The sequence below is a fragment of the Streptomyces griseofuscus genome (genome assembly GCF_014673495.1).
Classification (GTDB): Bacteria; Actinomycetota; Actinomycetes; order Streptomycetales; family Streptomycetaceae; genus Streptomyces; species Streptomyces murinus.
In genome coordinates this window covers 7,933,752-7,958,490 of record NZ_CP051006.1, presented here as the reverse complement: position 1 = coordinate 7,958,490, position 24,739 = coordinate 7,933,752, and the positions used below count along the sequence as shown (strand labels likewise).

Below are 24,739 nucleotides of genomic sequence, written 5' to 3'. Positions count from 1 at the left end.
AGGTCTGCGCCAAGATCGTTATGGATTACCCCGCTTACCCGCGGTTACCTGTCCATTCACTGGGAATTTCCTGTCCGGACGACACCCCGTCAGTAGATCTCTCCGCCGCTACGACGCCTCGCCCGGACCCGCTCCACCGGCCGGGGCGGCCTTGCGGACCGCCGCAGCGGGTGGCCGCTCACGCAGGGCGCCGTACGCGATGAAGTAGGCGGGCAGCCTGCGCAACCGCCGTGATCCGGCCAGCAGATGGGCGATGCGCCGGGCCCGGTCCGCGTTGCCGAGCGGCGGCCGGCCCTCCAGCACGGGGCGGATGAGACGGGCGTGGGCCAGCCGCTGGAGTGTCTGGGTCGCGACCGTCGTGGGCCGGCGCCGGCGCTGCACCCCGCGCAGTTCGCGCTCGCTCACGGCGCCCCGGCGCAGCGGTCCGGCGAGATGTCGGGCGGCGGCCACGGCGTCCTGGACCGCCAGGTTGATGCCGATGCCGAAGACCGGGGACATGGCGTGGGCCGCGTCGCCGATGCACAGCAGTCCGGGGCGGTACCAGCGGCGCAGCCGGTCCAGGCGTACGTCGAGGAGCTTGACCTCGTCCCAGGAGCGCAGGGCGTCGGTGCGGTCGGCGAGCCAGGGCACGGCGGCGGTGAACTGGGCCCGGAACCGGCCGAGTCCGGCGGCGCGGCGGCCGGCGTCGGCGCCCTTGGGGATGAGCGCGGCACACTGCCAGTACTCGCCGCGGTCGATCATCGCGGTGAGGAAGCGGTCGCCCGCGCCGCCGACCAGCCCGCTCGGATCGCCCGTGCGGCGCGGCAGCCGGAACCACCAGGCGTCCATCGGACAGTCGAAGGAGCGCGGGCCCAGCTCACGCCGGGCGCGCGCGAGCGAGCCCCGGCCGTCGCAGGCGACGGTGAGCGGGGCGCGCAGTTCGCCGGTGCGGCCGTCGGTGGTGCGGTAGCGCACCCCGGTCACCCGCCCCGCCTCGGTCAGGAAGCCGGTGACCTCCGTGTTCATCCGCAAACGGAAGGAGGGTTCGCGGCGGGCCTCGTCGGCGAGCAGGTCGAGGAGGTCCCACTGGGGCACCATCGCCACGTAGTTGTACGGGCCACGCAGCACCGCCAGGTCGGCGACGGTGACCTGCGGACGGCCGGGGTCGACCGGCAGACGTACGGTGCGCACCCGGCGCTGCGGCAGCCGGGCGAACCGCTCGGCCAGGCCCAGTTCGTCCAGCAGCGCCAGAGTGGAGGGGTGGACGGTGTCGCCGCGGAAGTCGCGCAAAAAGTCGCCGTGTTTCTCCAGCACCGTCACCTCGACGCCGGAGCGGGCGAGCAGCAGGGCGAGCACCATGCCCGCCGGGCCGCCGCCCACCACACAGCACGCGGTCCGCTCCACGGAGTCACCCGTGTCCACCGTGTCCATCGCGGTCCTGCCCTTCACCGGAGCAGTAATTCATCGAGCAATGAATATCCTGGTCCTACTCTACCCACCGTCCCCGTCTCATACGCCCGCCGCCACGGCGGGCGGCCGGTCCCGGTGGATCGGCGCCCGGCCGCCGGTCAGCGGGGCCCCGGTGCCGCCCCGCCGGGCGGCGACGATCTCCGCGGCGATGGACAGGGCGGTCTCCTCGGGCGTACGGGCGCCCAGGTCGAGGCCGATCGGCGAGCGCAGCCGGGCCAGCTGGCGTTCGCTCACGCCCTCCGCGCGCAGCCGGCGCGCCCGGTCCTCGTGGGTGCGCCGGGAGCCCATCGCGCCGATGAACGCCAGCGGCATGCCGAGGGCCACCTTGAGCAGCGGTACGTCGAACTTCGCGTCGTGGGTGAGCACGCACAGCACGGTCCGCGCGTCGGTCGCGGTGCGCCGCAGATAGCGGTGCGGCCAGTCGACCACCACCTCGTCGGCGTCGGGGAAGCGGGCCGGGGTGGCGAAGACGGGGCGGGCGTCGCAGACGGTCACATGGTGGCCGAGGAACTTGCCGGCCCGCGCCAGCGCCGAGGCGAAGTCCACCGCGCCGAAGATGATCATGCGCGGGGGCGGCACGTCGGACTCGACCAGCAGGGTGAGGCCGCCGGGGCAGTGGGAGCCGTCCGCGGAGATCTCCACCGTGGCGGTACGCCCCGCCTCCAGCAGGGCGCTCGCCTCGGCCACCGCCGTGCGGTCGAGGTCCGGGTGGCCGCCGAGCGTGCCCTCATGGGCGCCGTCGGGCCGGACAAGGAGGGTCCGGCCCAGCAGGTCGTCGGGACCGCGGGCGACCCGGGCGAGGGCCGCCGGCTCGCCCCCGGCGGCCAGCGCCAGGGCCGCGGCGAGGACGGGCCGGGCGGGCGCCTGCGCGCCCACCGGAGTGACCAGGACGTCGATCACCCCGCCGCAGGTCAGGCCCACGGCGAAGGCGTCCTCGTCGCTGTACCCGAACCGCTCGACGACGCTCCGGCCGCTCTCCAGCGCCTCCTGGCACAGGTCGTAGACCGCGCCCTCGACGCAGCCGCCGGAGACCGAGCCGATGACGGTGCCCGCGCGGTCGACGGCGAGGGCGGCGCCGGGATCGCGCGGGGCGCTGCCGCCGACCGCCACCACCGTGGCGACCGCGAACTCCCGCCCCTCGGCCAGCCATCGGGTCAGCTCGGCCGCCAGATCAAGCATCCGGCGCCCCCGCCGTCAGGACACGGTCCGGACTGATCGGCAGATCGCGGTGGCGGGCGCCGGTCGCGTGCCAGACGGCGTTGGCGATCGCGGCCGCGGCGCCCACGATGCCGATCTCGCCGATGCCCTTGATGCCGACCGGGTCGTCCGGGTCCGGGTCCTCGATCCAGTCGGCTTCGATGCGCGGCACGTCGGCGTGGGTCGCGACGTGATACCCGGCGAGGTCGGCGCCGACGAGGCCGCCCGAGGCGCGGTCGCGCAGCGCCTCCTCGTGCAGGGCCATGGAGATGCCCCAGGTCATGCCGCCGAGGAACTGGCTGCGCGCGGTGAGCGGGTTGATGATCCGGCCCGCCGCGAAGATCCCGAGCATCCGGCGCACCCGCACCTCGCCGGTGCCGACGTCCACCGCCACCTCGGCGAACTGGGCGCCGAAGGAATGCCGTTCGGCGGCGGCGAGCGCGCCGATGGCCGCGGTGGTGTCGGAGCGGACGGTGATGCCCTCGGCCGGGATGTCGGCGCCGAGGGCGAGCCGCTCGCGCAGCTCCTCGGCCGCGATCGTGACCGCCCAGGACCAGGAGCGGGTGCCCATGGAGCCGCCGGCGATCATCGCCGGTCCGAAGGCGCTGTCGCCGATACGGACCCGGACCCGCTCGGGTGCCACGCCGAGCGCGTCCGCGGCGACCAGGGTGAGGGCCGTACGGGCTCCGGTGCCGATGTCGGCGGCGGCGATCCGGACGGTGAAGGTGCCGTCCGGATGGGCGGTGGCGGTCGCCGTGGAGGGTGCCGCGCCCGCCTGGAAGGAGGCCGCCGCGGTGCCGGTGCCCAGCAGCCAGCGGCCGTCGCGGCGGGTGCCGGGGCGCGGGTCGCGGTCGGCCCAGCCGAACCTGCGGGCGCCCTCCCGGAAGCAGTCGGCCAGCCGTCGGCCGGCGAACGGCAGGCCCGAGACCGGCCCCCGCTCGGCGTCGTTGCGCAGCCGGAGTTCGATCGGGTCGAGCCCGCAGGCGACGGCGAGTTCGTCCAGCGCGGACTCCAGCGCGAACGAGCCCGGTGCCTCGCCCGGGGCGCGCATGAAGGTCGGGCTCGGCACATCGAGCCGTACCACGCGGTTCTCGGTGCGGTGGGCGTCCGCGTCGTACATCACCCGCGCCACCCCGGCGCTGGGCTCCACGAACTCGTGGACGGTGGAGGTGTGGCTGAGGGCGCGGTGCTCCAGGGCGCGCAGCCGTCCCTCCGCGTCCGCGCCGAGCCTGATCCGCTGGACGGTGGGGCTGCGGTGGCCGGCCAGGGTGAACATCTGCCGGCGGGTCATGACCACGCGCACCGGCCGCCCCAGCACGCGCGCGGCCATCGCGGCGGCCACCTGGTGGGCGCGCACGCCCTTGCTGCCGAAGCCGCCGCCGACGTGTTCGGAGCGCACCCGTACGGCGGCCGGGTCGAGCGAGAAGAAGTTGGCGAGGTCGCCCCCGACCCAGGTGGCACCCTGGTTGGAGTCGACCACTTCGAGGCGGTCCTCGTCCCACACGGCGGTGGCCGCATGCGGCTCCATCGGGTTGTGGTGCTCTTCGGGAGTGGTGTACTCGGCATCCAACACCACGGCGGAGGCGGCGAGTTCGGCCTCGATGTCGCCCTTCTCCGTCAGCGCCGGCATGACGCCGTCCAGCGCGTAGGCGTCGGGGGTCTCCGCGGTGAAGTCGGTCGTGTGCGGCTCCGGTTCGTAGTGCACCACGAGCGACTCGGCGGCTTCCCTGGCCTGTTCGGAGGTCTCGGCCACGACGAGCGCCACCGGCCAGCCCACGTGCGGCACCTGGTCGTGCTGGAAGACGGCGCAGGTCGGGTCGGGCCGCATGCCCAGCAGACTGGGGAAGTCGGTGTTCAGGCGCAGCGCGTTGCGGTGGTCGAGGACCGCGAGGACACCGGGCATGGCGAGCACCGCGTCGGTGCCGAGAGCGCTGATCCGGCCGCGGGCGACCGTGGAGAGGGCCAGCCAGCCGTGGGCGAGGTCGGTGAACGGGATCTCGCCCGCGTACCGGGCGGCGCCGGTGACCTTCTCCACGCCCTCCACGCGGGTGCGGGCGGTGCCGACGGACGGCGCTCGGGTGGCCGTCTCGGTGGCGGTGACGGTGGTCATCGGGCGGCCTCCTCGGCGAGTTCGGTGAGCACGGCCACGACGAGGTTGCGCATCAGTGCCACCTTGTATCCGTTGTGCGGCAGCGGCCGGGCGGCGGCCAGTTCGGCCTCGGCCGCGGCGGCGTAGGTCTCGGGTACGGCCGGTGCCCCGGTCAGCACCTCTTCGGCGGCCCGGGCCCGCCAGGGCCGGGAGGCGACCGCGCCGAGGGCGAGGCGCGCCTCGCGCACGACGCCGTCCCCGATGTCGAGCGCGGCCGCGAGGGAGCCGATGGCGAACGCGTACGAGGCGCGCTCGCGCACCTTGCGGTAGCGGGAGCGGGCGGCGACCGGCGCGGGCGGCAGGACGACAGCGGTGATCAGCGCGCCGGCCGGCAGGGCGGTCTCCAGATGCGGGGTCCCGCCGACCGGAAGATAGAACTCGGTGAGCGGCAACTCGCCCGGCCCGTCAGCGGTTTCGTAGTGGACGACGGCGTCGAAGGCGGTGAGCGGGACGGCCATGTCCGAGGGGTGTACGGCCACGCAGTGCTCGGAGGCGCCGAGGATCGCGTGATTGTGATGCTCGCCCTCGACGGCGGGGCAACCGCTGCCCGGGATCCGCTTGTTGCAGGGCTGGGTGACATCCGTGAAGTAGCCGCAGCGGGTGCGCTGGAGCAGATTCCCGCCGACGGTGGCCATGTTGCGCAGCTGTCCGGAGGCACCGGCCAGCACAGCCTGGGCCAGCGCCGGATAGCGGCGGCGGACCTCGGGGTGGGCGGCGAGGTCGGCGTTGGTGACGGTGGCGCCGATGCGCAGACCGCCGTCCCGCGTCGACTCGACCCGGTCCAGCGGGAGTTCACGGATGTCGATCAGCCGGGTGGGGCGTTCTACGCCGGTCTTCATCAGGTCCACGAGGTTGGTGCCGCCGCCGAGGTAGCGGGTGTCCGGGTCGGCGCCGAGCAGGGCGACGGCGCCCGCGACATCGCCGGCCCGCCGGTAGTCGAACTCCCTCATGCCACGGCCTCCTCGGACTCGGTCACGGCAGCCGTGCGGTCGCCGTCCGCCGCCGCCCTGGCGACGGCCTCGACGATGGCGACGTAGGCACCGCACCGGCACAGATTGCCGCTCATGCGCTCCCGGATCTCCTCAGGTGTCAGCGGGGGCGGTCCCGCCTCCGGCCGGATGTCGTCGGTGACGGCGCTCGGCACTCCCTCCGCGTGTTCCCTGAGCACCCCGATCGCCGAACAGATCTGCCCCGGGGTGCAGTAGCCGCACTGGTAGCCGTCGAGTTCGAGGAACGCCTGCTGCACGGGATGCAGCCGGTCCCCCTCGGCGACGCCTTCGATCGTGGTGATCTCCCGCCCCTCGGCCGCCACGGCCAGTTGCAGACAGGCGACCGTCCTGCGTCCGTCCAACAGGACGGTGCAGGCCCCGCATTGCCCTTGATCACAGCCTTTCTTGGTGCCGGTCAGGGTGAGTCGTTCACGCAGTGCGTCGAGCAGGGTGGTGCGGTGGTCGACGGGCAGTGTGAACTTCTCGCCGTTGATGTGCAGGGTGATGACACTGGACGTCGGGGAGGCCATGGCAGCTTCTTTCGCGTTTCCAGAAACACAGGGTGTGCGGAGCCGTTTTATGTCGAGCCGTCGGTATGCGGAGCGATGATGTGCGGAGGCGGTAGGGACCGCCGCGCCGGGGCCGATGCGGATCGCCGTGAGGGGGGTGCGGCAACCTGATGGCTGCCGCGGTGGCTGTTCCGCGGCTATCGTGGAGTCAACCGGACAAGTGTCCGTTACTTCAGAAACGTAACGGACACTTGTCCGCTTAGCAAGGGCGAGGTTCGGCCACGACCCTCGGGGAGGACGAGTGCCACACATGAAGGACTCACCACGGCGCTCGGACGCGCAGCGCAACCGCGAGCGCATCCTGGAGGTGGCCCTCGCCGAGCTGTCGTGCTGCCCGGACGTCCCGCTGAGCGCCATCGCCCGAAAGGCGGGTGTCGGGCAGGCGACGTTCTACCGCAACTTCCCCAACCGCGAGGCGCTGGTCCTGGAGATCTACCGCCATGAGATGGGGCATGTCGCGGACAGCGCCGCCCAGTTGCTGGACACCCGGCCGCCCGCGCAGGCCCTGCGCGCCTGGATGGACCGGCTCTCCGAGTTCGCCATGACCAAGGCCGGTCTGGCCGACGCGATCCGGCAGGTCACCGGCGCGCCGGGCGGCCCGGCCAAGCCCGCGCACACCCCGGTGACCGACGCGGCCGCGCTCCTGCTGCGGGCCAACGAGGAGGCCGGCACCATCCGGCCCGGCGTCACCGCGGACGACTTCCTGCTGGCCATCGCCGGCCTGTGGCAGCTCGACCCCCGCGAGGACTGGCGGCCCCGCGCCACCCGGCTCCTGGACCTGGTGATGGACGGCCTGCGCCGGGGCGCGCCCGAGGGCTGAGCCGCGGCCCGAGCGGGAGCGGTCACGCCGGAGGCGCCCGCAATGGCCCCGCCGGACGTACCCGGTGAGAATTTCGCGGCCCGGGTGATGACTCGGCGTACTTCGGGGCACCCGGCTACCAGGAACGTTCGTCGACAGGAGGCGGGCCATGATCGCCCTCGGCATCATCTTGCTCATCGTCGGATTCCTCACCGGGATATCCATTCTGTGGACCATCGGGATCATCCTTCTGGTGGTCGGCGCGGTGCTGTGGATCCTCGGATCGATGGGACACGCGGTCGCCGGCCGCCGGCACTACTGGTGAACCGTTCCCCCGGCCGGCCGACCCGCTCCCCCGGACCGGTCCGCCGGTCCCCGGGGAACGGAACATGCCGCTGAGTGGAGCAATGACCGGTGCGGCGCGGACCCGCGCACCAGGCTGGATCCTTGTCCAGCCCGTGTGACAGGAGTCCCGTGTGCGAAGTCCACGCCGCCAGCCGGTTGTCGGTGCCGCCACGCGCACCGGAGCGCCGGCGCCCCCGGGCTGGATGCGCTGGCTCCCGGTGTTCTACGTCGCGGCCGTACTGATCCTCGAACCGATCACGCCCGTCGACTGGCCCGTGAGCTTTCTGCTGGTCGCCCTGCCGCTGGTGGCCGCGTTCGCGCACGGGCCGTACGCCGTCGCGGGCGCCACGGTCTTCGCGGTCGTCATGGAGGCGGTCCTGGCCGGCACGCCGTGCTGCGCGGGTCGCCCGGTCGGCTATCTGTGGGACCGCCACTACGTCGCCGACTACGTGTGCACGGCCCTGGTGGGCGCGCTCGGCACGATCCTCGCGGCGCACCGCATCCGCCGTGAACGCACCCTGGCCGACGTACGGTTCGTGGCCGAGATCGCGCAGCGCGTGCTGCTGCGGCCGCTGCCGCAGCGGATCGGCAATCTGCGCCTGGAGAGCCTCTATCTGTCCGCCGCCGCGGAGGCGCGCATCGGCGGCGACCTCTACGAGGCCGTGCCCACCGCGTTCGGGGTACGGTTGCTCATCGGCGATGTGCGCGGCAAGGGACTGCTCGCGGTGGAGACGGCCGCGGCGCTGCTCGGCGCGTTCCGCGAGGCCGCGCACGACGAGCCCGATCTCGCCGCCCTGGCCCTGCGCATGGAGCGCAGCATGACGCGCCGGGCCGAGCACCTGGGCGGCAGCGAGATCGGCGAGCGGTTCGTGACCGCGATCTTCGCCGAGATCCCGGCCGACGGGCGGGTCATCCGGGTCGTCAACTGCGGTCATCCGCCGCCGCTGCTGATCCGCGCCGACGATGTGCTGGAGCTGGACAACGGGTGCTCGGGCCCCCCGCTGAACCTCGGTGTGCTGCTGCCGGACCCGCACCACGTCGACAGCTACCCCTTCGAGCCCGGCGAGCAGCTGCTGCTGTACACGGACGGCGTCACCGAGACCAGGGACGCGTCCGGCACCTTCTACCCCCTGGCGCAGCGTCTGCGCTCCTTCGGCCCGCTGCCCCCGCACGAACTGCTGGAGCGACTGCACCACGATCTGCTGGAGTACAGCGGCGACAACCTCCAGGACGACACGGCGGCCCTCGCGGGGTGTCTGGTCGCCGACGACTGGATCCGCGCCGTGGACAAGCCGCACACGTCCTAGCCGAGCCGCCATCCGTCTCCTAGGGAGTCTCCCGCTCGCCGGGGATCCGGTACTCGGCGGAGATCCGCTGCTCGGCGGGGATCTTCTGCTCGGCCCAGATGATCTTGCCCTCGCCGGTGTAGCGGGCGCCCCAGCGCAGCGACATCTGGGCGACGAGGAACAGTCCGCGGCCGCCCTCGTCGGTGCTGCGGGCGTGCCGGAGGCGGGGCGCGGTGCTGCTTGCGTCGGCGACCTCGCAGGTCAGCCGGGAGTCGCGGAGCAGCCGTACCCGGATCGGCGGGGCGGCGTAGCGGATCGCGTTGGTGACCAGCTCGCTGACCAGGAGTTCCGTCGTCATGGCCAGTTCCCCGAGGCCCCATTCGGTGACCTGGCGGGCGGCCAGGGTGCGGATCTCGCCGACGGCTGCGGGGTCGTCCGGGACGTCCCAGGAGACGGCGTGGTCGGCGCCGAGGGCATGGGTGCGGGTCAGCAGCAGTGCGATGTCGTCGGGCTGCGGCCCGGGGATCAGGTCGCGTACGGCGGTGCCGCACAGTTTTTCGAGGTCCGGCTCGGGACGGGCGAGGGCCTCGGCGAACCGGGCCATACCGCGCTCGACATCGCCGCAGGCCTGGATGAGGCCGTTGGTGAACAGGCCGAACAGGCTGTGCTCGGCCAGCTCGATCTCGGTGGCCTCGAAGGCCATGCCGCCCAGGCCGAGCGGGGGTCCCACGGGGATCTCCGGGAAGTAGGCGGGCCCGTCCGGGGGCACGACGACGGGCGGCGGGTGGCCGGCGCGGGCCATGGTGCACCGCCGGGTGACGGGGTCGTACACCGCGTAGAGGCAGGTCGCGCCGGTGAAGGCGGCCGTGCCCCGGGCGTCGGCGCCGGAGAAGGACTCCTCGCCGCCCAGCCGCAGCACGAGGTCGTCCAGGTGGGCGAGGAGCTCGTCCGGGGGCAGCTCCATGTCGGCGAGGGTCTGTACGGCGGTGCGCAGCCGGCCCATGCTCGCCGCCGCGCTGATGCCGTGCCCCACCACATCGCCGATGACGAGCCCGACCCGGGCCCCGGACAGCGGGATCACATCGAACCAGTCGCCGCCGACGCCGCCCGCCGAGTCGGCCGGGAGGTAGGAGGAGGCCACGTCCAGCGCGGTGCCGCCGGTCAGGGCCGGGGGCAGCAGGCTGCGCTGGAGGGTGAGCGCGGCCGTGTGCTCCCTGGTGTAGCGGCGGGCGTTGTCCAGGCAGACCGCCGCCCTGGCCACCAGTTCCCGGGCCAGCAGCACATCGTCGGAGCCGAAGGGCGCCGGGTTGGTCGTACGGGCGAAGGTGGCGAGGCCGAGCGCGGTGTTGCGGGCCCGCATGGGGACGGAGATCAGGGAGTGGATGCCGAACTCGCGGATGCGGTCGGGGCGCCGCGGCTCGGAGGCGGCCCAGGGATCCTGGTCCGCGTCGAGGACCGGGATGAACAGCGGGTCGCCCTTGATGAGCGTCCTGGCGTCGTACGGCGGGCCGAGGAAGCCGACCCGGTCGCCGACCCGGTAGACGGCCTCGGGGCAGCCCTCGCGCACCGAGCGCACGGCGGCGCGGCGCAGCGCGGGCCGGGCGGGCGCTGATCCGGCGTCGTCGAGCAGCGCCTCATGGGTCTCGCTGCCGAGCACCGGTTCGAGCAGGTCCACGACCACGAAGTCGGCGAAGCGCGGGACGGCGAAGTCGGCCAGCTCCTCGGCCGTGCGCAGCACGTCGAGGGTGGTGCCGATGCTGGTGCCGGCCTCGTTGACCATGGACAGGATCCGGCGGGCGGCCCAGCGTTCGGTGACGTCCAGGACCATGTAGCAGATGCCGGTGACGGTGTCGTCGGTGTCCACCAGGGGGAAGAACGACGCCGAGTAGGCATGTCTGCGGTGCGGGTCGGCCCAGCTCCAGCCGTGGTACTCGTAGTCGGTGACGGGCACGCCGGTGGCCAGCACCTTGCGCATCACCTTTTCCAGGGCCTCGCCCTGCAATCCCGGCAGCAGTTCGCTCAGGCGCCGGCCGAGCCGCTCCTCCTGGGGTACCCCGCCGAGCTGTTCCAGGGTGCCGTTCACCCATACGTAGCGCAGATCGCGGTCCAGGACGGCCATGCCGACCGGGGAGCGGGCCAGGAATCCGTCGAGGACGGACTGGGCCATGGTCCACCGCCCGCGCTCCTCGCGCGCCGACAGCAGGAAGCACTCCCTGCCGTCCATGCGGAAAGCGGCCGAGACCCGCAGCAGGACATCGAGCGTACGGCCGTCGCGGTGCCGCACCCGGATCATGCCGCTCCAGCCGTTTCCGGCGCGGCAGCGTTCCGCGATGCCGCCGACCCGGGCGGGGGCCTCGGGCTCGGCGAGCAGCCGCCCGGCGGAGGCGCCGACCATCTCCGGCGCGGAGTAGCCGAGCAGTGCCTCGGCGCCGCGGGTCCAGCCCACCACCGCACCGTCCTGCGAGATCACCGCGGCCGCGTCCGTGGACGCGTCGGAGAGGTCCGCCGACCCCATGGACGTGGCTGCGGTGTCGCTCTTGCGCGCTGGTTCCATCAGTCTCACTTTTACACCAGTATCGGCCGGTTTAATCGTCCGATGGCGGGGGACGGTGCCACTGCCGAGGTCGGCGAGTCCCCGTGCCGGATTTTTGAGCGGTCCGTATTGACATTCCGGTAACGATCTCGCCGTAGTCGTCTCGTCACTTCATGGAACGTACATACGATCCGGCGCATGAACAGAGCTGTGAAGATCGGCATTGCCGGTACGTCCACCGCGCTGCTCGTTCTGGGGGGAATAGGCACCTACAACCTCCTGCACGGGCTGACCGGCGGCACGGCCGGGGACCGGACGCAGGACACGGGATTCGATCCGTCGGCGGCCTCGACCACGCCGCCCTCCGGAACCGAGGCGGTGAAGTCGGCCCGTGCCTTCCTGGACCACTGGTCCGGGCAGAACGTCGGCGGTGCGGCCGCCGAGACCGACGAGCCGGACGCGGCCGCCATGGCCCTGCGGCAGTACAAGGACGGGCTGCACCTGGTGAAGGTGGCGTTCGACAACGTTCTCCCGGCCGGTCCGTCGAATGTGACCCCGGGGGCGACGAAGGTCACCTTCACCGTCACCGCGCAGGTGGCGGGCGGCAGTTGGAGCTACCCGAGTGCGGTGGCCGTGCGCAAGAGCGACAACGGCGCGACGGCGGTGCACTGGAACAACTCGGTGCTGTACCCGGGTCTCGGGGACGACCAGTCGCTGACCGCGGGCACGCTGCCCGCGGGTTCGAGCGACGCGAAGGTGGTGGCCAGTGACGGCAAGACGGACCTGACGGGGTTCGACTCGCTGCGGGACATCGCGGCGACGATCCGGCAGCACGGCGAGGCCACCGGCGGCCGTCCCGGCACCGGCGTGGCCGTCGTCGACTCCGACGGGGCCGGTGTGAAGACGCTGAAGACGTTCAAGAAGGGCAGCGCGCCGCTCATCAGGACGACGATCGACGCGCGGCTCCAGTCGGCGGCCGAGCAGGCGGTGAAGGACCCGCATCTCGGGGGCAGGCCCGCCGGTTCGGTGGCCGTCGACTGGAGCAACGGGCACATCCTGGCGGTCGCGCACACGGGCGCGGACGGGGACATCGCCATCAACGGCATCAAGTCACCCGGCTCCACCATGAAGATCATCACGTCGGCGGCCCTGTTCGACAAGGCGGGCCTGACCCCGGCGAGTCCGGCACCGTGCACCGACTCCCTGACGGCCAACAGCCAGTCGTTCCACAACGACCCCGGGGTGAAGGCGAATCCGGGATCGAATCTCGCGCAGGCCTTCGCCGTCTCGTGCAACACCTCCTTCATCAAGGACGGTTTCCACTACCTCGTGCACGACGGTGACGCCTCGGCCCTGCACGACGAGGCGGTGAACGTCTTCGGCATGGGCAGCTGGTCCATCGGCGGCGGGGTCGCCACCTCCGACCCGAGTATTCCGGTGGACGCCCAGGGCAGCGACCAGGCGGCCCAGTTCATCGGGCAGGGCAAGGTCACCGCCACACCGCTGTTCATGGCGTCCGTGGCGGCCACCGTGCGCGGCGGTGGCTTCCGGCAGCCCATCATCCTGCCGGGGCAGCCGCAGACGAGCGCGCCGCGGCCCATCACGCCCCGCACCGCGGGCTATCTCCAGTCGATGATGCGCGCGACCGCCACCGGTGGCACCGCCGCACCGCGGCTCAGCGGCCTCCCCGGTGTCGGCGCCAAGACGGGCACCGCCGAGGAGGGCGACCACACCAACGGCTGGCTGACCGCCTACAACGCGCACATCGCGGTCGCCGCCCTCGTCGAGGGCGGCACCTCCGGCGTGGACTCCGCCGGTTATGTCGTACGACGCCTGCTGACGACCGACTGACCGGCCCCCCGGCCCGGCGAACGGCCCCCGGTGCGATGGACGTCCATCGCACCGGGGGCCGTTCCGGTCTCGGCCGACACCGATGAGGCGCACGGGTGCGCGCCGGGCTTCGGCACCGGCGCACGACTCCCGGAGAATCTGCCCAGGAGCGCCACACCGACTGCACACAGCCTTTCGAAAGCCCCGTTAGCGTGACTGACCGCTCGATCCTTCGTACGAACGTGACCAGGCCGTGGCCCGGGCGGGCCGATGGCGCAGTCGAACAGGGAAGACCGGAAGACGCAGATGGACTACTGCTCCGAGTGCCGACGGCACCTCAACGGCGCGCTGGTGTGCCCCGGCTGCGGCGCCTACGCCCCGGACATCGCCCCACCCGGCACCGGCGGATCCCCGGCGGGCACCGCCGGGCCCGAAGTGACCTCGTTCCCGTGGGAGTTCGAGCCGGCCGCGGAGCCGTTCCCGGGTGAACCGGCCGGTGTCGCCACCGCCTCCGCCGACGTCGAGGACGCGCCTGTGGTGCGGGAGGGCCGGGCGGCGCGGCGGCGGCAGCTGGCCCGCTGGAAGAAGAACCAGCGCCGGGCCGTGGTCGCCACCGCCGTGGCCCTCGTCGGGGGCGGGCTGACCCTCGCCTCGATGGACCGGCACACCGCCGACCGGGCGCAGGCGGCCACGCTGCCCGACGACCGGAGCACGGGCGCCGCACCGCAGGACGAGGCACCCGATCAGGCCCACGACCCGTCGGCCACGACCGGCACGCGTCCGGCCCACCACTCCGCCCCCACGACCCGGACACCGGGCGGCACGGGCCCCGTCCGGCAGACCCTCGCGACCCACCACACGGCGCCCTCGAACACCCAACCGGACTCCGCCGCCCCCGCCGACCCGGTCACCCGGCCCCGGCCCGCCGGCACACAGCGGGCGTACACCACCACCCCCTCGGCCCCGGCGACCGGCCACACCACCAGCCCCGCCCCCACCACGTCGTCCACCCCGGCGCCCGCCCCCACCACCGGCGGCTCCGACCAGGGCACGACCTCCAGCACTCCCCCGGCGCGCGCGTCGACCTCGCCGGAACAGCTCTGCGTGCTGGTGCTCTGCATCGGCTGAGCAGCTCCCAGGTCTTACGGAGCCGTGACATGACCCGCGCGTTTCGGGGGCGGGGCGCGGGCCGCGTCTAGCGTGGCCGTATGCGTGTATTGGTCACCGGCGGTGCCGGTTTCATCGGTTCCCATGTCGTCGAGGCGCTGCGGACGCGCGGCCATGAGCCGGTGGAGTACGACGTCCGTACGGATCCCGGCGCGGACGTGCGGGACGCTGCGGCGGTGGCGCGGGCGCTGGCCGAGGTGGACGCCGTATGCCATCAGGCGGCGATGGTCGGCCTCGGCAACGGCGTCGCGGACGCCCCGGAGTACGTCTCGCGCAACGACCTGGGTACGGCCGTGCTGCTCGCGGCGATGGCACAGGCGGGCGTGGGGCGCCTGGTGCTCGCCGGGTCCATGGTCGTCTACGGCGAGGGCCGGTACACCTGCCCGCGCCACGGTGTCGTACGGCCGGGCCCGCGCGCCGTGGCCGATCTCGACGCGGGCCGGTTCGAGCCCCGCTGCCCGGTGTGCGGGGCGGAACTGTCTCCCGGCCTGGTCGGGGAGGACGCCCCGGCCGATCCCCGGAACGTGTACGCGGCGACCAAGCTCGCCCAGGAGCACCTGGCCGCCGCCTGGGCCCGGACCACGGGCGGGACGGCGGTCTCCCTGCGCTACCACAATGTGTACGGACCCCGGATGCCCCGCGACACCCCCTATGCCGGGGTCGCCTCCTTCTTCCGCTCCGCGCTCGCCCGCGGAGCGGCACCCCGGGTCTTCGAGGACGGCGGCCAGCGGCGGGACTTCGTGCATGTCCGGGACGTGGCCGCGGCGAACGTGGCCGCGCTGGAGGCGCAGTCCGCGCCGGGCGCGCTCACCGCGTACAACACCGGCAGCGGTGAGCCCCGTACCGTCGGCGAACTGGCGCGGGCGCTCGCCGAGGCGTGCGGCGGCCCGGAACCGGTGGTCACCGGGGAGTACCGACTGGGGGACGTACGGCACATCACCGCCGACTCCGCCCGGCTGCGGGCCGCGCTGGGATGGCGGCCGCGCGTGGAATTCGCGGACGGGGTGAGGGAGTTCGCGCGGGCCGGACTCGGGGAGGAACCAGCTCCCTCGCGTTAGCGCGCGGTCGGCAGCGTCACCTCGAAGCGGCAGCCGCCGGGGATGTTGCGGACGGCGGCCCGGCCCCGGTGGGCCTCCACGATGCCCCGGACGATGGCGAGGCCGAGTCCCGCGCCCGCCGGGGGCGTCCGGGCGTCGGTGCCGCGCCAGCCGGTGTCGAAGACGCGCGGCAGGTCCTCCTCCGGGATGCCGCCGCAGCCGTCGGTGACGGACAGCACGACGCCCTCGTCGGTGCGCTCGGCGGCGATCGCGACCGTGCCGTCGGCGGGCGTCCGGCGGATGGCGTTGACCAGCAGATTGCCGAGCACCCGGCTCATCTCCCGGCCGTCGACCTCCACCGGCACCGGCTCGACCCGCTCCCCCACCAGCCGCACCCCGTGCTCCCTGGCCAGCGGGTCGGCCCCGGCGAGCGCGTCGCCGACCAGGTCGTACAGGGAGATCCGGGCGAGGCTCAGGGAGAGGGTGCCCGCGTGTATCCGGGAGAGTTCGAAGAGGTCGCCGACCATGTCGTTGAGGCGTTCCACCTCGGCGCGGATCTGCTTCAGATAGCGGTCGGGGTCGGCGGCTACCCCGTCCTCAAGGGCCTCCGCCATGGCCCGGAGTCCGGCCAGCGGGGTGCGCAGATCGTGCGAGATCCAGGCGACCAGCTCGCGCCGCGACGCCTCCAACGCCCGCTCCCGCTCCCGGGAATCGGCGAGCCGAGCGCTGGTCGCGGCCAACTCCCGGCTGAGGGACTCCAGTTCGGCGGTCGCGGGCCCGTCGGGCGCGGCGAAGGCGCCGCCGTCCCCGAACGACCGTGCGGCATCGGTGAGTTCGCGGCTGCGGGCGACCACCCAGCGGCCCATCATCAGCGCGGTGGCCAGGGAGACCACGGCCGCCATGGCGACGACGGTGGTGACCACGGACAGGTCGTGCGGGGACAGGAACATCGCCCAGGCGACCGCGAGGGTCCCGGCGAGCATGGCGACGACGCCGACGGCCGCGACCACGGCGAGGGAGGCGGTGAGCGAGCGGCGCCGGATCAGCCGCAGGACACCGGCTCCGGCGAGACCGGTCGCGGCGGCGCCGGCGAAGGCGTAGAGGGCGATGAGGAGCATGGCGTGCACGGTCAGTCCACCGCCCCGCCGGGCTCGAAGCGGTAGCCGACACCCCACACCGTCTGGATCAGCCGGGGCCGGGCCGGGTCGTCCTCGACCTTGCCGCGCAGCCGGCGCACATGCACCGTGACCGTCGAGAGGTCACCGAAGTCCCAGCCCCACACCTCCCGCATCAGGTCCTCCCGGCCGAAGGCGCGGCCGGGATGGCGCATGAAGAAGGCGAGCAGGTCGAACTCCCTGAGCGTGAGCGCCAGTTCGCCGCCGTTCTTGGTGGCGCGGCGGGCGTCCGGGTCGACCGAGAGACCGGCCGCGGCCAGCCGGTGGCCGCCGGTCGCGGCGGGGCGGCTGCGGCGCAGCACGGACTCGACGCGCAGCACGAGTTCCCGGGGGCTGAAGGGCTTGGTGACGTAGTCGTCCGCGCCGACCTCCAGGCCGAGGACGCGGTCCTCCTCGTCGCCCCGGGCGGTCAGCATGATGACCGGCACGGGCCCCTGCTCCCGCAGCCGCCGGCACACCTCAAGGCCGTCCATGCCGGGCAGCATCAGGTCGAGCACGACGAGGTCGGGCCACCGGTCGCGGGCGCGGCCGAGCGCCGTGGGGCCGTCGTCGGCGCGGTCGACCGCGTAGCCGGACCGGTCCAGGTATCCGGCGACCACCTCGGCGACGGTGGGGTCGTCGTCCACGACCAGAACCCGGGCGCGGGCTCCGTCCCGGTCTCGGTCTCGTGCCGGCTCGTCCGTGGTGGCGGCCCGGTGGGGCTCGTACTGCGATCGCATGCCTCAAGCCTCCCACCGCCCGTGGCCGGCGGGCGGGGCGGCGGGTTCGGTGTCCGCGTTTCGTAAGGACCGGAAATCCGTTATGCCCGGTTCGCGTTCGTAGGGTGAGAGCCATGACGATCTCTTCTTCGGACGTCGACGTGGTGCTGCCCTGTCTGGACGAGGCCGAGGCCCTGCCCTGGGTGCTCGGCCGGATCCCGGCGGGCTGGCGTGCTCTCGTCGTCGACAACGGCTCCCGCGACGGCTCGGCCCGGATCGCCCGGGCCCTGGGCGCGACCGTGGTGGACGAGCCGCGGCGCGGTTTCGGCGCCGCGTGCCATGCCGGGCTGACCGCCGCCACGGCCGGCATCGTGTGCTTCTGCGACTGCGACGCCTCGCTGGACCCGGCGCTGCTCGTGCCCTTCGTCCAGCGGATCCAGGAGGGGACGGCCGATCTGGTGCTGGGCCGACGGCGCCCGGTGGCCCGGGGCACCTGGCCGGTGCACGCCCGGGCCGGGAACCTCGCGCTGGCCCGGATGCTGCGCCACCGCACCGGTCTGCGGCTGCACGATCTGGGGCCGCTGCGGGCCGCCCGGCGCGAGGCGCTGCTCGGGCTGGGTCTCACCGACCGGCGCAGCGGGTACCCGCTGGAGATGGTGGTGCGTGCCGCCGACGCCGGCTGGCGGGTCGCCGAACACGACGTGCCGTACCTCCCGCGCACCGGTACGTCCAAGGTGACGGGCACCTGGGCCGGTACCTGGCACGCGGTGCGGGACATGCGCCGGGTGCTGACCGCGGCCCCGGCCCGGGAGAGGGCGGCGCAGTGACCACCTTGCTCGTGATCGCCAAGGAACCCCGCCCCGGCAGGGTAAAGACCCGGCTGACACCGCCGTTCACCCCGCGGGAAGCGGCTGAGCTCGCCGAGGCGGCGCTCGCCGACACCCTGCACACGGTGGCGCGGACCCCCGCGTCCCGGCGGGTCCTGGTGCTGGACGGGACGCCGGGGGCCTGGCTGCCGCCGGGCTTCGAGGTCGTACCGCAGTGCGCGGGCGGCCTGGACGAGCGGCTGGCGGACGCGTTCGCGCACTGCGCCGGACCCGCGCTGCTGATCGGGATGGACACCCCGCAGGTCACACCGGAGCTGCTGACCGTGGACTTCGCCGACTGCGACGCGTGGCTGGGCCCGGCGCGGGACGGCGGGTTCTGGGCACTGGGGCTGGCCGAGCCCGACCCGGCGCTGCTGCGCGGCGTGCCCATGTCGACGCCCGGCACCGGGGCCGCACAGCGGGCGCGGCTGACCGCCGCCGGGCTACGGGTGCGGGAGCTGCCCCGGCTGCGGGACGTCGATGTCGCCGCCGACGCCCGGGCGGTCGCCGCGCTGGTCCCGGACGGCCGGTTCGCCGCCCAGCTGGCCCGCTGCGCCGCGGGGCTGCCCCGATGAGCGGCTCCGTCGCCTGGGCCGCCGCCGACCCGTACGCCACCGCGCTGCGCACCGGCCGGGGCCCGCTGTTCCTGCGCCGTGCCGACGGCTGGCTGCTGCCGCTTGAGGTGGAGCGCTGGTGCGGCCGGGCCGATGCGGTGGATCTCGCGGTGCTGGACCGCTGCGAGGGCGCCGTCCTGGACGTCGGCTGCGGGCCAGGGCGGCTGGTGGCGGAACTCGCCGGCCGGGGCCGTACCGTGCTCGGCATCGATGTCAGCGACGCGGCGGTGGAGCACACCACCGGGCTCGGCGGCCCGGTGCTGCGCCGCTCGGTGTTCGAGGCGCTGCCCGGCGAGGGCCGCTGGGACACCGTGCTGCTCATGGACGGCAACATCGGCATCGGCGGCGACCCGGCCGCGCTGCTGGGGCGGGTGGCCGCGCTGCTGCGGCCGGGCGGCCTGCTGATCGCGGAGACCGTGCCCGCCGATGTCGATGAACGCGCCCAGGTCGAGGTGGTCGACGTGACCGCGGGCCCGGGCGCCCGCGGCGGCACGTTCCCCTGGGCCCGGCTCGGTACCCCGGCCCTGCTGCGCCGGGCGCGCGGGGCCGGGTGGCGGCGCGTCGCTCAGTGGGGCGCCGGTGGCCGCTGCTTCGCCGCCCTGCGCACCCGCAGCGCCAGCAGCGCGGCGGAACCACCGAAGAGCACGGCGGCGATCAGCAGCCAGCGGGTGAGGAAGCCGTCCGGGGACAGGCCGGTCGCCAACCGGTAGCGCTCGGCGCTCCTCCCGCTGATCAGCGGGAACCACACGAGGAGCAGCAGCGCGGACAGCGCGGCCGGGACCCGTACGTAGGGGGTCCAGGCGCGCTGTCCGGCGGCCGCTAGACCGTGGATCACCGCCCGGTCGGCCGCCGCGTACAGGGGCACCAGCACGAGGTCGTGCAGCAGGGCGGCGCCCACGATCCACAGCGCCACCGCGAACCAGTCACCGGCCAGCAGCCGGATCCCGGCGTATGCGGCGAGCGCGAACGAGCAGGCGAGCAGCAGGAGTTGGAAGGGGCTGCCGGGCGCGACGCGCAGCCGTCGGGGCGTCATCACAGGGCTCCGAAGGTAAGCCGGCCGACCCATTTGGTGTTGAGCACACCGGGTGCGGCGGGCACGATGACACGCGCCGGGTGGCCGTGGTCGGGGGAGAGTTCCTCGCCGTTGACGTACAGGGCGAGCAGGGTGCGCGGATCGGCCACCTGGTTGGCGCGCAGGGCCGCACGACGGAAGGCCCCGTGCCGTTGCAGGGACTCCACCAGCACGTCCGGCGGATCGCCGTCATGGCCGACCAGCGCGGCGAGGTCGCGCAGCCGTACCCCGCGCCACCACTGGTCGGCGGTCGACCAGCCCTCCACGCAGGCGATGGGCAACGAGGAGCTGTGCAAGGGGAGTTGGAGCAGCTGGGCGCGGCTGAGGCGGACGGTGCCGGTACGGCCGGTGACCACGAGCCGCCAGGCGTCCTCGTGGGTGTCGGCCGCGGTGATCCCGGCGTACGCGGCGGTCTTGTTGATCTGGAAGCCGTTGGGTCCGCCGTTCGGATCGGCCGTGCCGTGCGGTGCGAGCAGGGCGGTACGGCGGAAGGGTCCGCCGAGGCTCTGTCCGACCGTGGTCAGGAACAGCAGCAGCGAGCCGCCGCCGACCAGCCCGAAAGCGCCGCGCCGGGAGACGGTGGGCCGATCGGGGCGCGGGGAGACCAGGGTGTCCGCCGCGGGCTCGACACCCTCCTCGGGTTCGTCGCGCAGCCGCCGGCGCACGGTGCGCAGCGCGGTGGGCGTCTTCAGTACGGCATGGGCGACGAAGGCGGCGAAGAACACCCAGGCGCCGTAGAAGTGCAGCGGGTAGAAGGAGCCCGGGAAGACGTAGTCCAGCTGGATGTTGAGCACACCGGTGGTGAACTCGAACAGGCCGCCGCCGACCAGCAGCAACAGGGAGATCCGTTCCAGCGCGTGGGCGACGGAGCGGGCCGGGGGCAGGGCGAACAGTCTCGGCACCACCGACCACAGCTTGGCCAGCAGGACGGGGATCAGGGTGATGCCCAGGGTGACATGGACGCCCTGGGTGAGGCGGTACAGCCACACCGGGTCGGTGGGCCACGCGAAGAGATAGAAGCCCAGGAGTCCCTTGTCCGGGGTCGTGTCATTGACCGGGGACAGACCCGGGTTGTAGGCGGCGTACGACACCAGGCCGGTCACGAACAGCACGGTGATGCCGACGAGGAGGACGAGGCCGAGCACCGAGGTGAACCACGGGCCGCGCAGAGGACTGCGCCAGAAACCCGGTGAGGTGGGGAGGCGGTCTTGGTCACGCATGTCCTGACCGTAAGCCGGAGGACGTCCGGGACAGGCGGTACGACTGGTGACGAAACCCTGACGTCCGGCCCGGACGGCGGCACGGCGCCGCCCGCCCGGCCTAGCGTCTTGGTGTGACCCGTTCTCCCCACCGAGACCTCGCCCCCGGCCGTTCCGCGGATCCCGCCGGCGCCTCCCGCGCCGCCCGCCGCGATCTGTACGCCGCCGCTGCCGCCGCCCTCCTCGTGACCGCGGCGGTCCTGGTCGGCCGCCACATCCAGGAGACCCATCGCACGCTGTTCGTGCACTGGCCCCCGGTGTTCGCCGACTGGGACCCGCACCTCGGCCCCGGCACCCCCGCCGCACTGGCCGTGGCCGCGGCGACCGTGAGCTACGGGCCCGTGCTCGCGGCCCGGCTGCCCTGGCGCGGGCTGCTCACGGCGGGCTGGGCGACCGCGCTGGCGTGGATCGCGTCGCTGGCACTGGTGGACGGCTGGCAGCGGGGCATCGCGGGCCGGCTGACCACCCGTGAGGAGTACCTCCGGGTGATCGGCCGGTTCCATGACATCCCGGCCGCGCTGCGCGACTTCACCCACCACATCGTCAGCGGCTCCCCGGCCCCGTGGCCCGCCCATGTCGCGGGGCACCCCCCGGCGGCCACGCTGACCTTCGTCCTGCTCGACCGGATCGGGCTGCGGGGCGGCGGCTGGGCCGGGATGTTCTGTGTGGTCGTCGGCGCGAGCGGATGCGTGGCGGTGCTGATCGCGGTGCGCGCCCTGGCCGGGGAGGCGCTCGCGCGGCGGGCGGCGCCGTTCACGGTGCTGGCTCCGGCCGCGGTGTGGCAGGGCGTCTCCGCCGACGGCTACTTCGCGGCGGTCGCCGCCTGGTCCGTGGCCCTGCTCGCCCTCGCCCTGACCCGCCCCTCCCCGTGGGCGGCGGCCGGCTCGGGCCTGCTGTTCGGACTGACCTGCTATCTCTCGTACGGCCTCACGCTCTTCGCCCTCGTCGGCGCCGCCGTGCTCTTCCTCGCCCGCCGCGAGCTACGCGCCCGGCCCTTCCTGTTGCTGCCCCTGCTTGCCGGACTCGCCGTCTTTCCTGTGGTGTTCACGCTCGCGGGTTTCAACTGGTGGCACGGATACCAACTCCTGACGATCCGCTACTACCAAGGCGTGGGCGGTATCCGCCCGTACGGCTACTGGGTGTGGGCCGATCTCGCGTGCGCCGCGCTGATCACCGGCCCGGCCACGGCGGCGGGCCTGCGCCGCGCCGGCGCCGTACTCCTGCACCGCCGTACCGGCTCCCGGGCCAGGCTCGCCCTCCTTGTGTCGGCCGCGCTGCTCGCCCTGCTGGTGGCCGACCTGTCCGGCATGAGCAAGGCCGAGACCGAGCGGATCTGGCTGCCCTTCGCGCTGTGGCTGTTGCCCGCCTGCGCGCTGCTCCCCCGCCCCCGTCTCTGGCTCGCCGCCCAGGCGGTGCTCGCGCTGCTCCTCAATCATCTGCTGCTGACCGGCTGGTGACGGTGATCGGCGGGGCCCCGGCCCTGCGGGTGCCGGGGGCCGGGTCCCGTGGGCATCATGGGAGGTGGGACATCCGGGCCGTAACGCTCGGCGGGAACGGCGCCCCGGGAAGGGTTGAGGCCGATGATCTCCGAGATGGTTCTCGTCCGCATGGACGACGCCGCGCTCCACGGCGACCTCGTGGTCCAGGCGCCCTCGCGTGCGGTGGTGCTCTTCGCGCACGGCAACGGCAGCTCCCGGCACAGCACCCGCAACCGGACCGTGGCCGCCGAGCTGCGCACGGCCGGGTACGGCACGCTGCTGCTCGATCTGCTCAGCGAGCGGGAGGAGCGGCACGACGCGCGCAACGCCGACCACCGCTTCGACATCCCGCTCCTCGCGCACCGGCTGGTGGGGGCGATCGACTGGCTCGCGGAACAGCCCGACACCCGGGGGACGCCGGTGGTGCTGTTCGGCGCGAGCACCGGTACCGCCGCCGCGCTGACGGCCGCCGCCGAGCGGCCCGAGCGCGTCCTGGCCGTGGTCTCCCGGGACGGGCGGCCCGATCTGGCGGGCGACGCGCTCGAGCAGGTCCAGGCACCGGTGCTGCTCGTCGTCGGCGGTCGGGACCACGAGATCCTGCGGCTCAATCAGGACGCGGCCCGGCGGCTGCGGGCCCCGCACGCCCTGCATGTCGTACCCGACGCCACCCATCTCTTCGAGGACCCGCGCGCGCTGGCCCAGGTCTCCGCCGCGGCCCGGCGGTGGTGCGACGAACGGCTGCGGGCCATAGAGGAGGAGCGGGAGCGGGACCTGGAGACGCACGGGCAGTGAGGCGGCCCCTGACTCGACGCGGTCCCGAAGTCAGCCACCTCGGACTCGATGCGGCCTTGGACTCAGCCCGGCCCCGGACCCGATGCGGCCTTGGACTCAGTCAGGCCCCGGCCTCCCGAACAGCTCCGCGTAGGTGGCCGGCAACCGGGCCAGCAGACCGTCCAGCTCGCCACCCGAGACCGAGTCGGCGACGGTGGAGAGCACCGCGCCCGCGTCCCACTCCGCCGTGCGCGGCCGGGCGCCGGTCTGCTGGGCCACGCGCCGCAGGAACTCCTCCCGGCCGAAGGACTCGGCGCAGCCCCGGTCCCGGTGCAGGGCCTCGTCCAGCGGTGCGGGCAGCCGCGCCGCCAGCTCGTCGGCCTCCTCCGGGGTGATCCGGGTGGCCAGCGTCCACAGCACGGCCTCGCTGACGTGCTCGGCCTCCTCCTGGCTCCGGTACTCCCCGCGGTCCTGGACCCGGGTCAGAAACTCCGCCAGTCGCACGGTGACCTCCCGCTCTCGAACACCGCTCCTCTCACCACCGTACGGCCGCGAAGTCGACGGGACGCGGGCGCAGCGTCCGCGCGCGCTCGGTCAGGGCGCGCAGCCTGCGGGACATCTCGGCGGCGGGCAGCTGCCTGCGGTCGCCGTGGCCCGGCAGCACCCACTCGAAGCGCAGCCGGTCCGCCGTACGCGCCAGGGAGGCGGCCAACTCCTCGATGGAGTACCAGGTCACGCTGTCCGCGACGGCGAGATCGCCGAGCGAGCGGGACCAGTAGAAGCTGTCGCCGGAGAAGCAGTACCGGTCGTCCGCGAGGTAGAGCACGCTGCCCCGGGTGTGGCCGGGCAGCGGGTGCACGGTGACGCCCGCGCCGATCTCCACCGGATCGAGGCCCCGGATCACCTGGTCCGCGTCGGGCGCGGCGTCGAGGTCGCCCTCATGGATCCACAGCCGGGCGCCGAGGTGATCGGCCCAGCGGCGGCCGTGGGCGGCGTGGTCGCGATGGGTGAGCAGGACGTCCGTGATCCGGCCGAGGGCCGTGTAACGGTCGGCGAGGGCGCGGCTCCAGCGCGGGGTGTCGACCATCATCTGGGTGCCGTCGGGCCGGCGCAGCAGATAGGCGTTGGCGGCCGCGGTGCGCGGCGAGTTGTGGCCGCACAGCAGCACCCCGTCGTCCAGGGCCAGGGGGAACGGGTCGAGCGTCTGGTCGGGCTGTCCGGTGGTGGGGCGGATCGAGCGGGTGTGGCAGGCGAAGACGGCCGCGTGCAGGCGCCGGTTCTCCTCCTCGGTCCCGGGCTGCCGCACGATCCGGGACGTGCCGTTCTCCTCGTCGATCAGGTCCGGCGCCAGCTGCCGGGCGACATCGCAGTTGGTGCAGCGGTCGTCGACGTACCAGCCGTCCACAGGAACTCCTTCCGAGGGGCGCGGCCCCGGGTGGAACCGCCCTTCCAGGAT

Annotated in this window: 22 protein-coding genes; 11 read left to right on the top strand and 11 right to left on the bottom strand. The window is 73.8% G+C overall.

Going from position 1 to position 24,739, the window contains the following annotated elements; translation table 11 throughout:
• Window positions 1–108: 108 nt before the first annotated feature.
• From HEP81_RS36045 to HEP81_RS36025, 5 genes are all read right to left on the bottom strand, one after another.
• Window positions 109–1,383, bottom strand: a complete 1,275-nt coding sequence (locus HEP81_RS36045) for an FAD-dependent oxidoreductase (RefSeq protein WP_037654042.1) — start codon at window positions 1,381–1,383, stop codon at window positions 109–111.
• 105 nt (window positions 1,384–1,488) lie between these two features.
• A complete protein-coding gene (locus tag HEP81_RS36040) occupies window positions 1,489–2,628 on the bottom strand; it encodes an XdhC family protein (RefSeq protein WP_037653902.1) in 1,140 nt (379 codons plus the stop codon).
• Window positions 2,621–4,756, bottom strand: coding sequence for a xanthine dehydrogenase family protein molybdopterin-binding subunit (locus HEP81_RS36035; protein ID WP_037653901.1), 2,136 nt, complete (start codon window positions 4,754–4,756; stop codon window positions 2,621–2,623). The genes HEP81_RS36040 and HEP81_RS36035 overlap by 8 nt, the downstream gene beginning before the upstream one ends.
• Window positions 4,753–5,745: an FAD binding domain-containing protein gene (locus tag HEP81_RS36030; RefSeq protein WP_037653900.1), complete on the bottom strand. Its 993-nt coding sequence runs from the start codon at window positions 5,743–5,745 to the stop codon at window positions 4,753–4,755. The genes HEP81_RS36035 and HEP81_RS36030 overlap by 4 nt, the downstream gene beginning before the upstream one ends.
• Window positions 5,742–6,314: a (2Fe-2S)-binding protein gene (locus HEP81_RS36025; RefSeq protein WP_037653898.1), complete on the bottom strand. Its 573-nt coding sequence runs from the start codon at window positions 6,312–6,314 to the stop codon at window positions 5,742–5,744. Before HEP81_RS36025 ends, HEP81_RS36030 begins: the two co-directional genes overlap by 4 nt.
• A 289-nt stretch (window positions 6,315–6,603) precedes the next feature.
• On the opposite strand from HEP81_RS36025, the gene HEP81_RS36020 reads away from it, so the two are divergent.
• From HEP81_RS36020 to HEP81_RS36010, 3 genes are all read left to right on the top strand, one after another.
• The gene (locus HEP81_RS36020) at window positions 6,604–7,173 is read left to right on the top strand and encodes a TetR/AcrR family transcriptional regulator (protein ID WP_202518104.1); all 570 of its coding nucleotides are present in this window, start codon (window positions 6,604–6,606) and stop codon (window positions 7,171–7,173) included.
• A 148-nt stretch (window positions 7,174–7,321) separates the two neighbouring features.
• Complete coding sequence (locus tag HEP81_RS36015) at window positions 7,322–7,477, top strand: DUF6131 family protein (protein WP_086807291.1); 156 nt, start codon at window positions 7,322–7,324, stop codon at window positions 7,475–7,477.
• 151 nt (window positions 7,478–7,628) lie between these two features.
• A complete protein-coding gene (locus HEP81_RS36010; RefSeq protein ID WP_243279699.1) occupies window positions 7,629–8,804 on the top strand; it encodes a PP2C family protein-serine/threonine phosphatase in 1,176 nt (391 codons plus the stop codon).
• A 19-nt stretch (window positions 8,805–8,823) separates the two neighbouring features.
• Here the strand turns inward: HEP81_RS36010 and HEP81_RS36005 are convergent, their stop codons facing one another.
• Window positions 8,824–11,337: a SpoIIE family protein phosphatase gene (locus HEP81_RS36005; RefSeq protein ID WP_051850054.1), complete on the bottom strand. Its 2,514-nt coding sequence runs from the start codon at window positions 11,335–11,337 to the stop codon at window positions 8,824–8,826.
• Window positions 11,338–11,514: 177 nt separating this feature from the next.
• Between HEP81_RS36005 and HEP81_RS36000 the strand changes: the two genes are divergently transcribed.
• From HEP81_RS36000 to HEP81_RS35990, 3 genes are all read left to right on the top strand, one after another.
• Window positions 11,515–13,167, top strand: coding sequence for a penicillin-binding transpeptidase domain-containing protein (locus tag HEP81_RS36000; protein ID WP_037653895.1), 1,653 nt, complete (start codon window positions 11,515–11,517; stop codon window positions 13,165–13,167).
• A 285-nt stretch (window positions 13,168–13,452) separates the two neighbouring features.
• Window positions 13,453–14,274 (top strand): SCO2400 family protein, encoded by an 822-nt coding sequence (locus HEP81_RS35995; protein ID WP_037653894.1) that lies wholly within the window; start codon window positions 13,453–13,455, stop codon window positions 14,272–14,274.
• An 80-nt stretch (window positions 14,275–14,354) separates the two neighbouring features.
• Window positions 14,355–15,371, top strand: a complete 1,017-nt coding sequence (locus HEP81_RS35990; RefSeq protein WP_037653893.1) for an NAD-dependent epimerase/dehydratase family protein — start codon at window positions 14,355–14,357, stop codon at window positions 15,369–15,371.
• Here the strand turns inward: HEP81_RS35990 and HEP81_RS35985 are convergent.
• Together HEP81_RS35985 and HEP81_RS35980 are read right to left on the bottom strand one after the other, a co-directional pair.
• Complete coding sequence (locus HEP81_RS35985; protein ID WP_037653892.1) at window positions 15,368–16,477, bottom strand: sensor histidine kinase; 1,110 nt, start codon at window positions 16,475–16,477, stop codon at window positions 15,368–15,370. The genes HEP81_RS35990 and HEP81_RS35985 overlap by 4 nt on opposite strands.
• A gap of 2 nt (window positions 16,478–16,479) precedes the next feature.
• Entirely contained in the window at window positions 16,480–17,244 is a 765-nt protein-coding gene (locus HEP81_RS35980) for a response regulator transcription factor (RefSeq protein WP_243279696.1), read from the bottom strand.
• A gap of 113 nt (window positions 17,245–17,357) precedes the next feature.
• Here HEP81_RS35980 and HEP81_RS35975 point away from each other — a divergent pair, with 113 nt between their 5' ends.
• From HEP81_RS35975 to HEP81_RS35965, 3 genes are read left to right on the top strand one after another with little or no spacing between them, the layout of a single operon-like run.
• Window positions 17,358–18,050, top strand: a complete 693-nt coding sequence (locus HEP81_RS35975) for a glycosyltransferase family 2 protein (protein ID WP_172625097.1) — start codon at window positions 17,358–17,360, stop codon at window positions 18,048–18,050.
• Window positions 18,047–18,664 (top strand): TIGR04282 family arsenosugar biosynthesis glycosyltransferase, encoded by a 618-nt coding sequence (locus HEP81_RS35970; RefSeq protein WP_037653889.1) that lies wholly within the window; start codon window positions 18,047–18,049, stop codon window positions 18,662–18,664. The genes HEP81_RS35975 and HEP81_RS35970 overlap by 4 nt, the downstream gene beginning before the upstream one ends.
• Entirely contained in the window at window positions 18,661–19,413 is a 753-nt protein-coding gene (locus HEP81_RS35965; RefSeq protein WP_037653888.1) for a class I SAM-dependent methyltransferase, read from the top strand. Before HEP81_RS35970 ends, HEP81_RS35965 begins: the two co-directional genes overlap by 4 nt.
• Window positions 19,414–19,735: 322 nt before the next feature.
• Here HEP81_RS35965 and HEP81_RS35960 read toward each other — a convergent pair whose 3' ends face one another.
• On the bottom strand, window positions 19,736–20,995 hold the full coding sequence (locus HEP81_RS35960) for a molybdopterin-dependent oxidoreductase (protein ID WP_078967269.1): 1,260 nt from the start codon (window positions 20,993–20,995) through the stop codon (window positions 19,736–19,738).
• A 113-nt stretch (window positions 20,996–21,108) separates the two neighbouring features.
• On the opposite strand from HEP81_RS35960, the gene HEP81_RS35955 reads away from it, so the two are divergent.
• Both HEP81_RS35955 and HEP81_RS35950 read left to right on the top strand, forming a co-directional pair.
• A complete protein-coding gene (locus tag HEP81_RS35955) occupies window positions 21,109–22,491 on the top strand; it encodes a hypothetical protein (RefSeq protein WP_375139814.1) in 1,383 nt (460 codons plus the stop codon).
• A gap of 123 nt (window positions 22,492–22,614) precedes the next feature.
• Window positions 22,615–23,304, top strand: a complete 690-nt coding sequence (locus tag HEP81_RS35950) for a dienelactone hydrolase family protein (RefSeq protein WP_051850053.1) — start codon at window positions 22,615–22,617, stop codon at window positions 23,302–23,304.
• A gap of 96 nt (window positions 23,305–23,400) precedes the next feature.
• Here HEP81_RS35950 and HEP81_RS35945 read toward each other — a convergent pair whose 3' ends face one another.
• A complete protein-coding gene (locus HEP81_RS35945; protein ID WP_037653886.1) occupies window positions 23,401–23,787 on the bottom strand; it encodes a DUF2267 domain-containing protein in 387 nt (128 codons plus the stop codon).
• Window positions 23,788–23,818: 31 nt separating this feature from the next.
• The gene (locus HEP81_RS35940; protein ID WP_037653885.1) at window positions 23,819–24,688 is read right to left on the bottom strand and encodes an MBL fold metallo-hydrolase; all 870 of its coding nucleotides are present in this window, start codon (window positions 24,686–24,688) and stop codon (window positions 23,819–23,821) included.
• Window positions 24,689–24,739 lie beyond the last annotated feature (51 nt).

Bases quoted from the DNA above. Each gene is read 5' to 3' on its own strand.
- HEP81_RS35965 (WP_037653888.1), top strand. From the start codon at position 18,661: ATGAGCGGCTCCGTCGCCTGGGCCGCCGCCGACCCGTACGCCACCGCG.
- HEP81_RS36020 (WP_202518104.1), top strand. From the start codon at position 6,604: ATGAAGGACTCACCACGGCGCTCGGACGCGCAGCGCAACCGCGAGCGC.
- HEP81_RS36030 (WP_037653900.1), bottom strand. From the start codon at position 5,745: ATGAGGGAGTTCGACTACCGGCGGGCCGGCGATGTCGCGGGCGCCGTC.
- HEP81_RS36040 (WP_037653902.1), bottom strand. From the start codon at position 2,628: ATGCTTGATCTGGCGGCCGAGCTGACCCGATGGCTGGCCGAGGGGCGG.
- HEP81_RS35995 (WP_037653894.1), top strand. From the start codon at position 13,453: ATGGACTACTGCTCCGAGTGCCGACGGCACCTCAACGGCGCGCTGGTG.
- HEP81_RS36000 (WP_037653895.1), top strand. From the start codon at position 11,515: ATGAACAGAGCTGTGAAGATCGGCATTGCCGGTACGTCCACCGCGCTG.
- HEP81_RS35990 (WP_037653893.1), top strand. From the start codon at position 14,355: ATGCGTGTATTGGTCACCGGCGGTGCCGGTTTCATCGGTTCCCATGTC.
- HEP81_RS35975 (WP_172625097.1), top strand. From the start codon at position 17,358: ATGACGATCTCTTCTTCGGACGTCGACGTGGTGCTGCCCTGTCTGGAC.
- HEP81_RS35980 (WP_243279696.1), bottom strand. From the start codon at position 17,244: ATGCGATCGCAGTACGAGCCCCACCGGGCCGCCACCACGGACGAGCCG.
- HEP81_RS36015 (WP_086807291.1), top strand. From the start codon at position 7,322: ATGATCGCCCTCGGCATCATCTTGCTCATCGTCGGATTCCTCACCGGG.
- HEP81_RS36005 (WP_051850054.1), bottom strand. From the start codon at position 11,337: ATGGAACCAGCGCGCAAGAGCGACACCGCAGCCACGTCCATGGGGTCG.
- HEP81_RS36025 (WP_037653898.1), bottom strand. From the start codon at position 6,314: ATGGCCTCCCCGACGTCCAGTGTCATCACCCTGCACATCAACGGCGAG.
- HEP81_RS36035 (WP_037653901.1), bottom strand. From the start codon at position 4,756: ATGACCACCGTCACCGCCACCGAGACGGCCACCCGAGCGCCGTCCGTC.
- HEP81_RS35950 (WP_051850053.1), top strand. From the start codon at position 22,615: ATGATCTCCGAGATGGTTCTCGTCCGCATGGACGACGCCGCGCTCCAC.
- HEP81_RS35960 (WP_078967269.1), bottom strand. From the start codon at position 20,995: ATGCGTGACCAAGACCGCCTCCCCACCTCACCGGGTTTCTGGCGCAGT.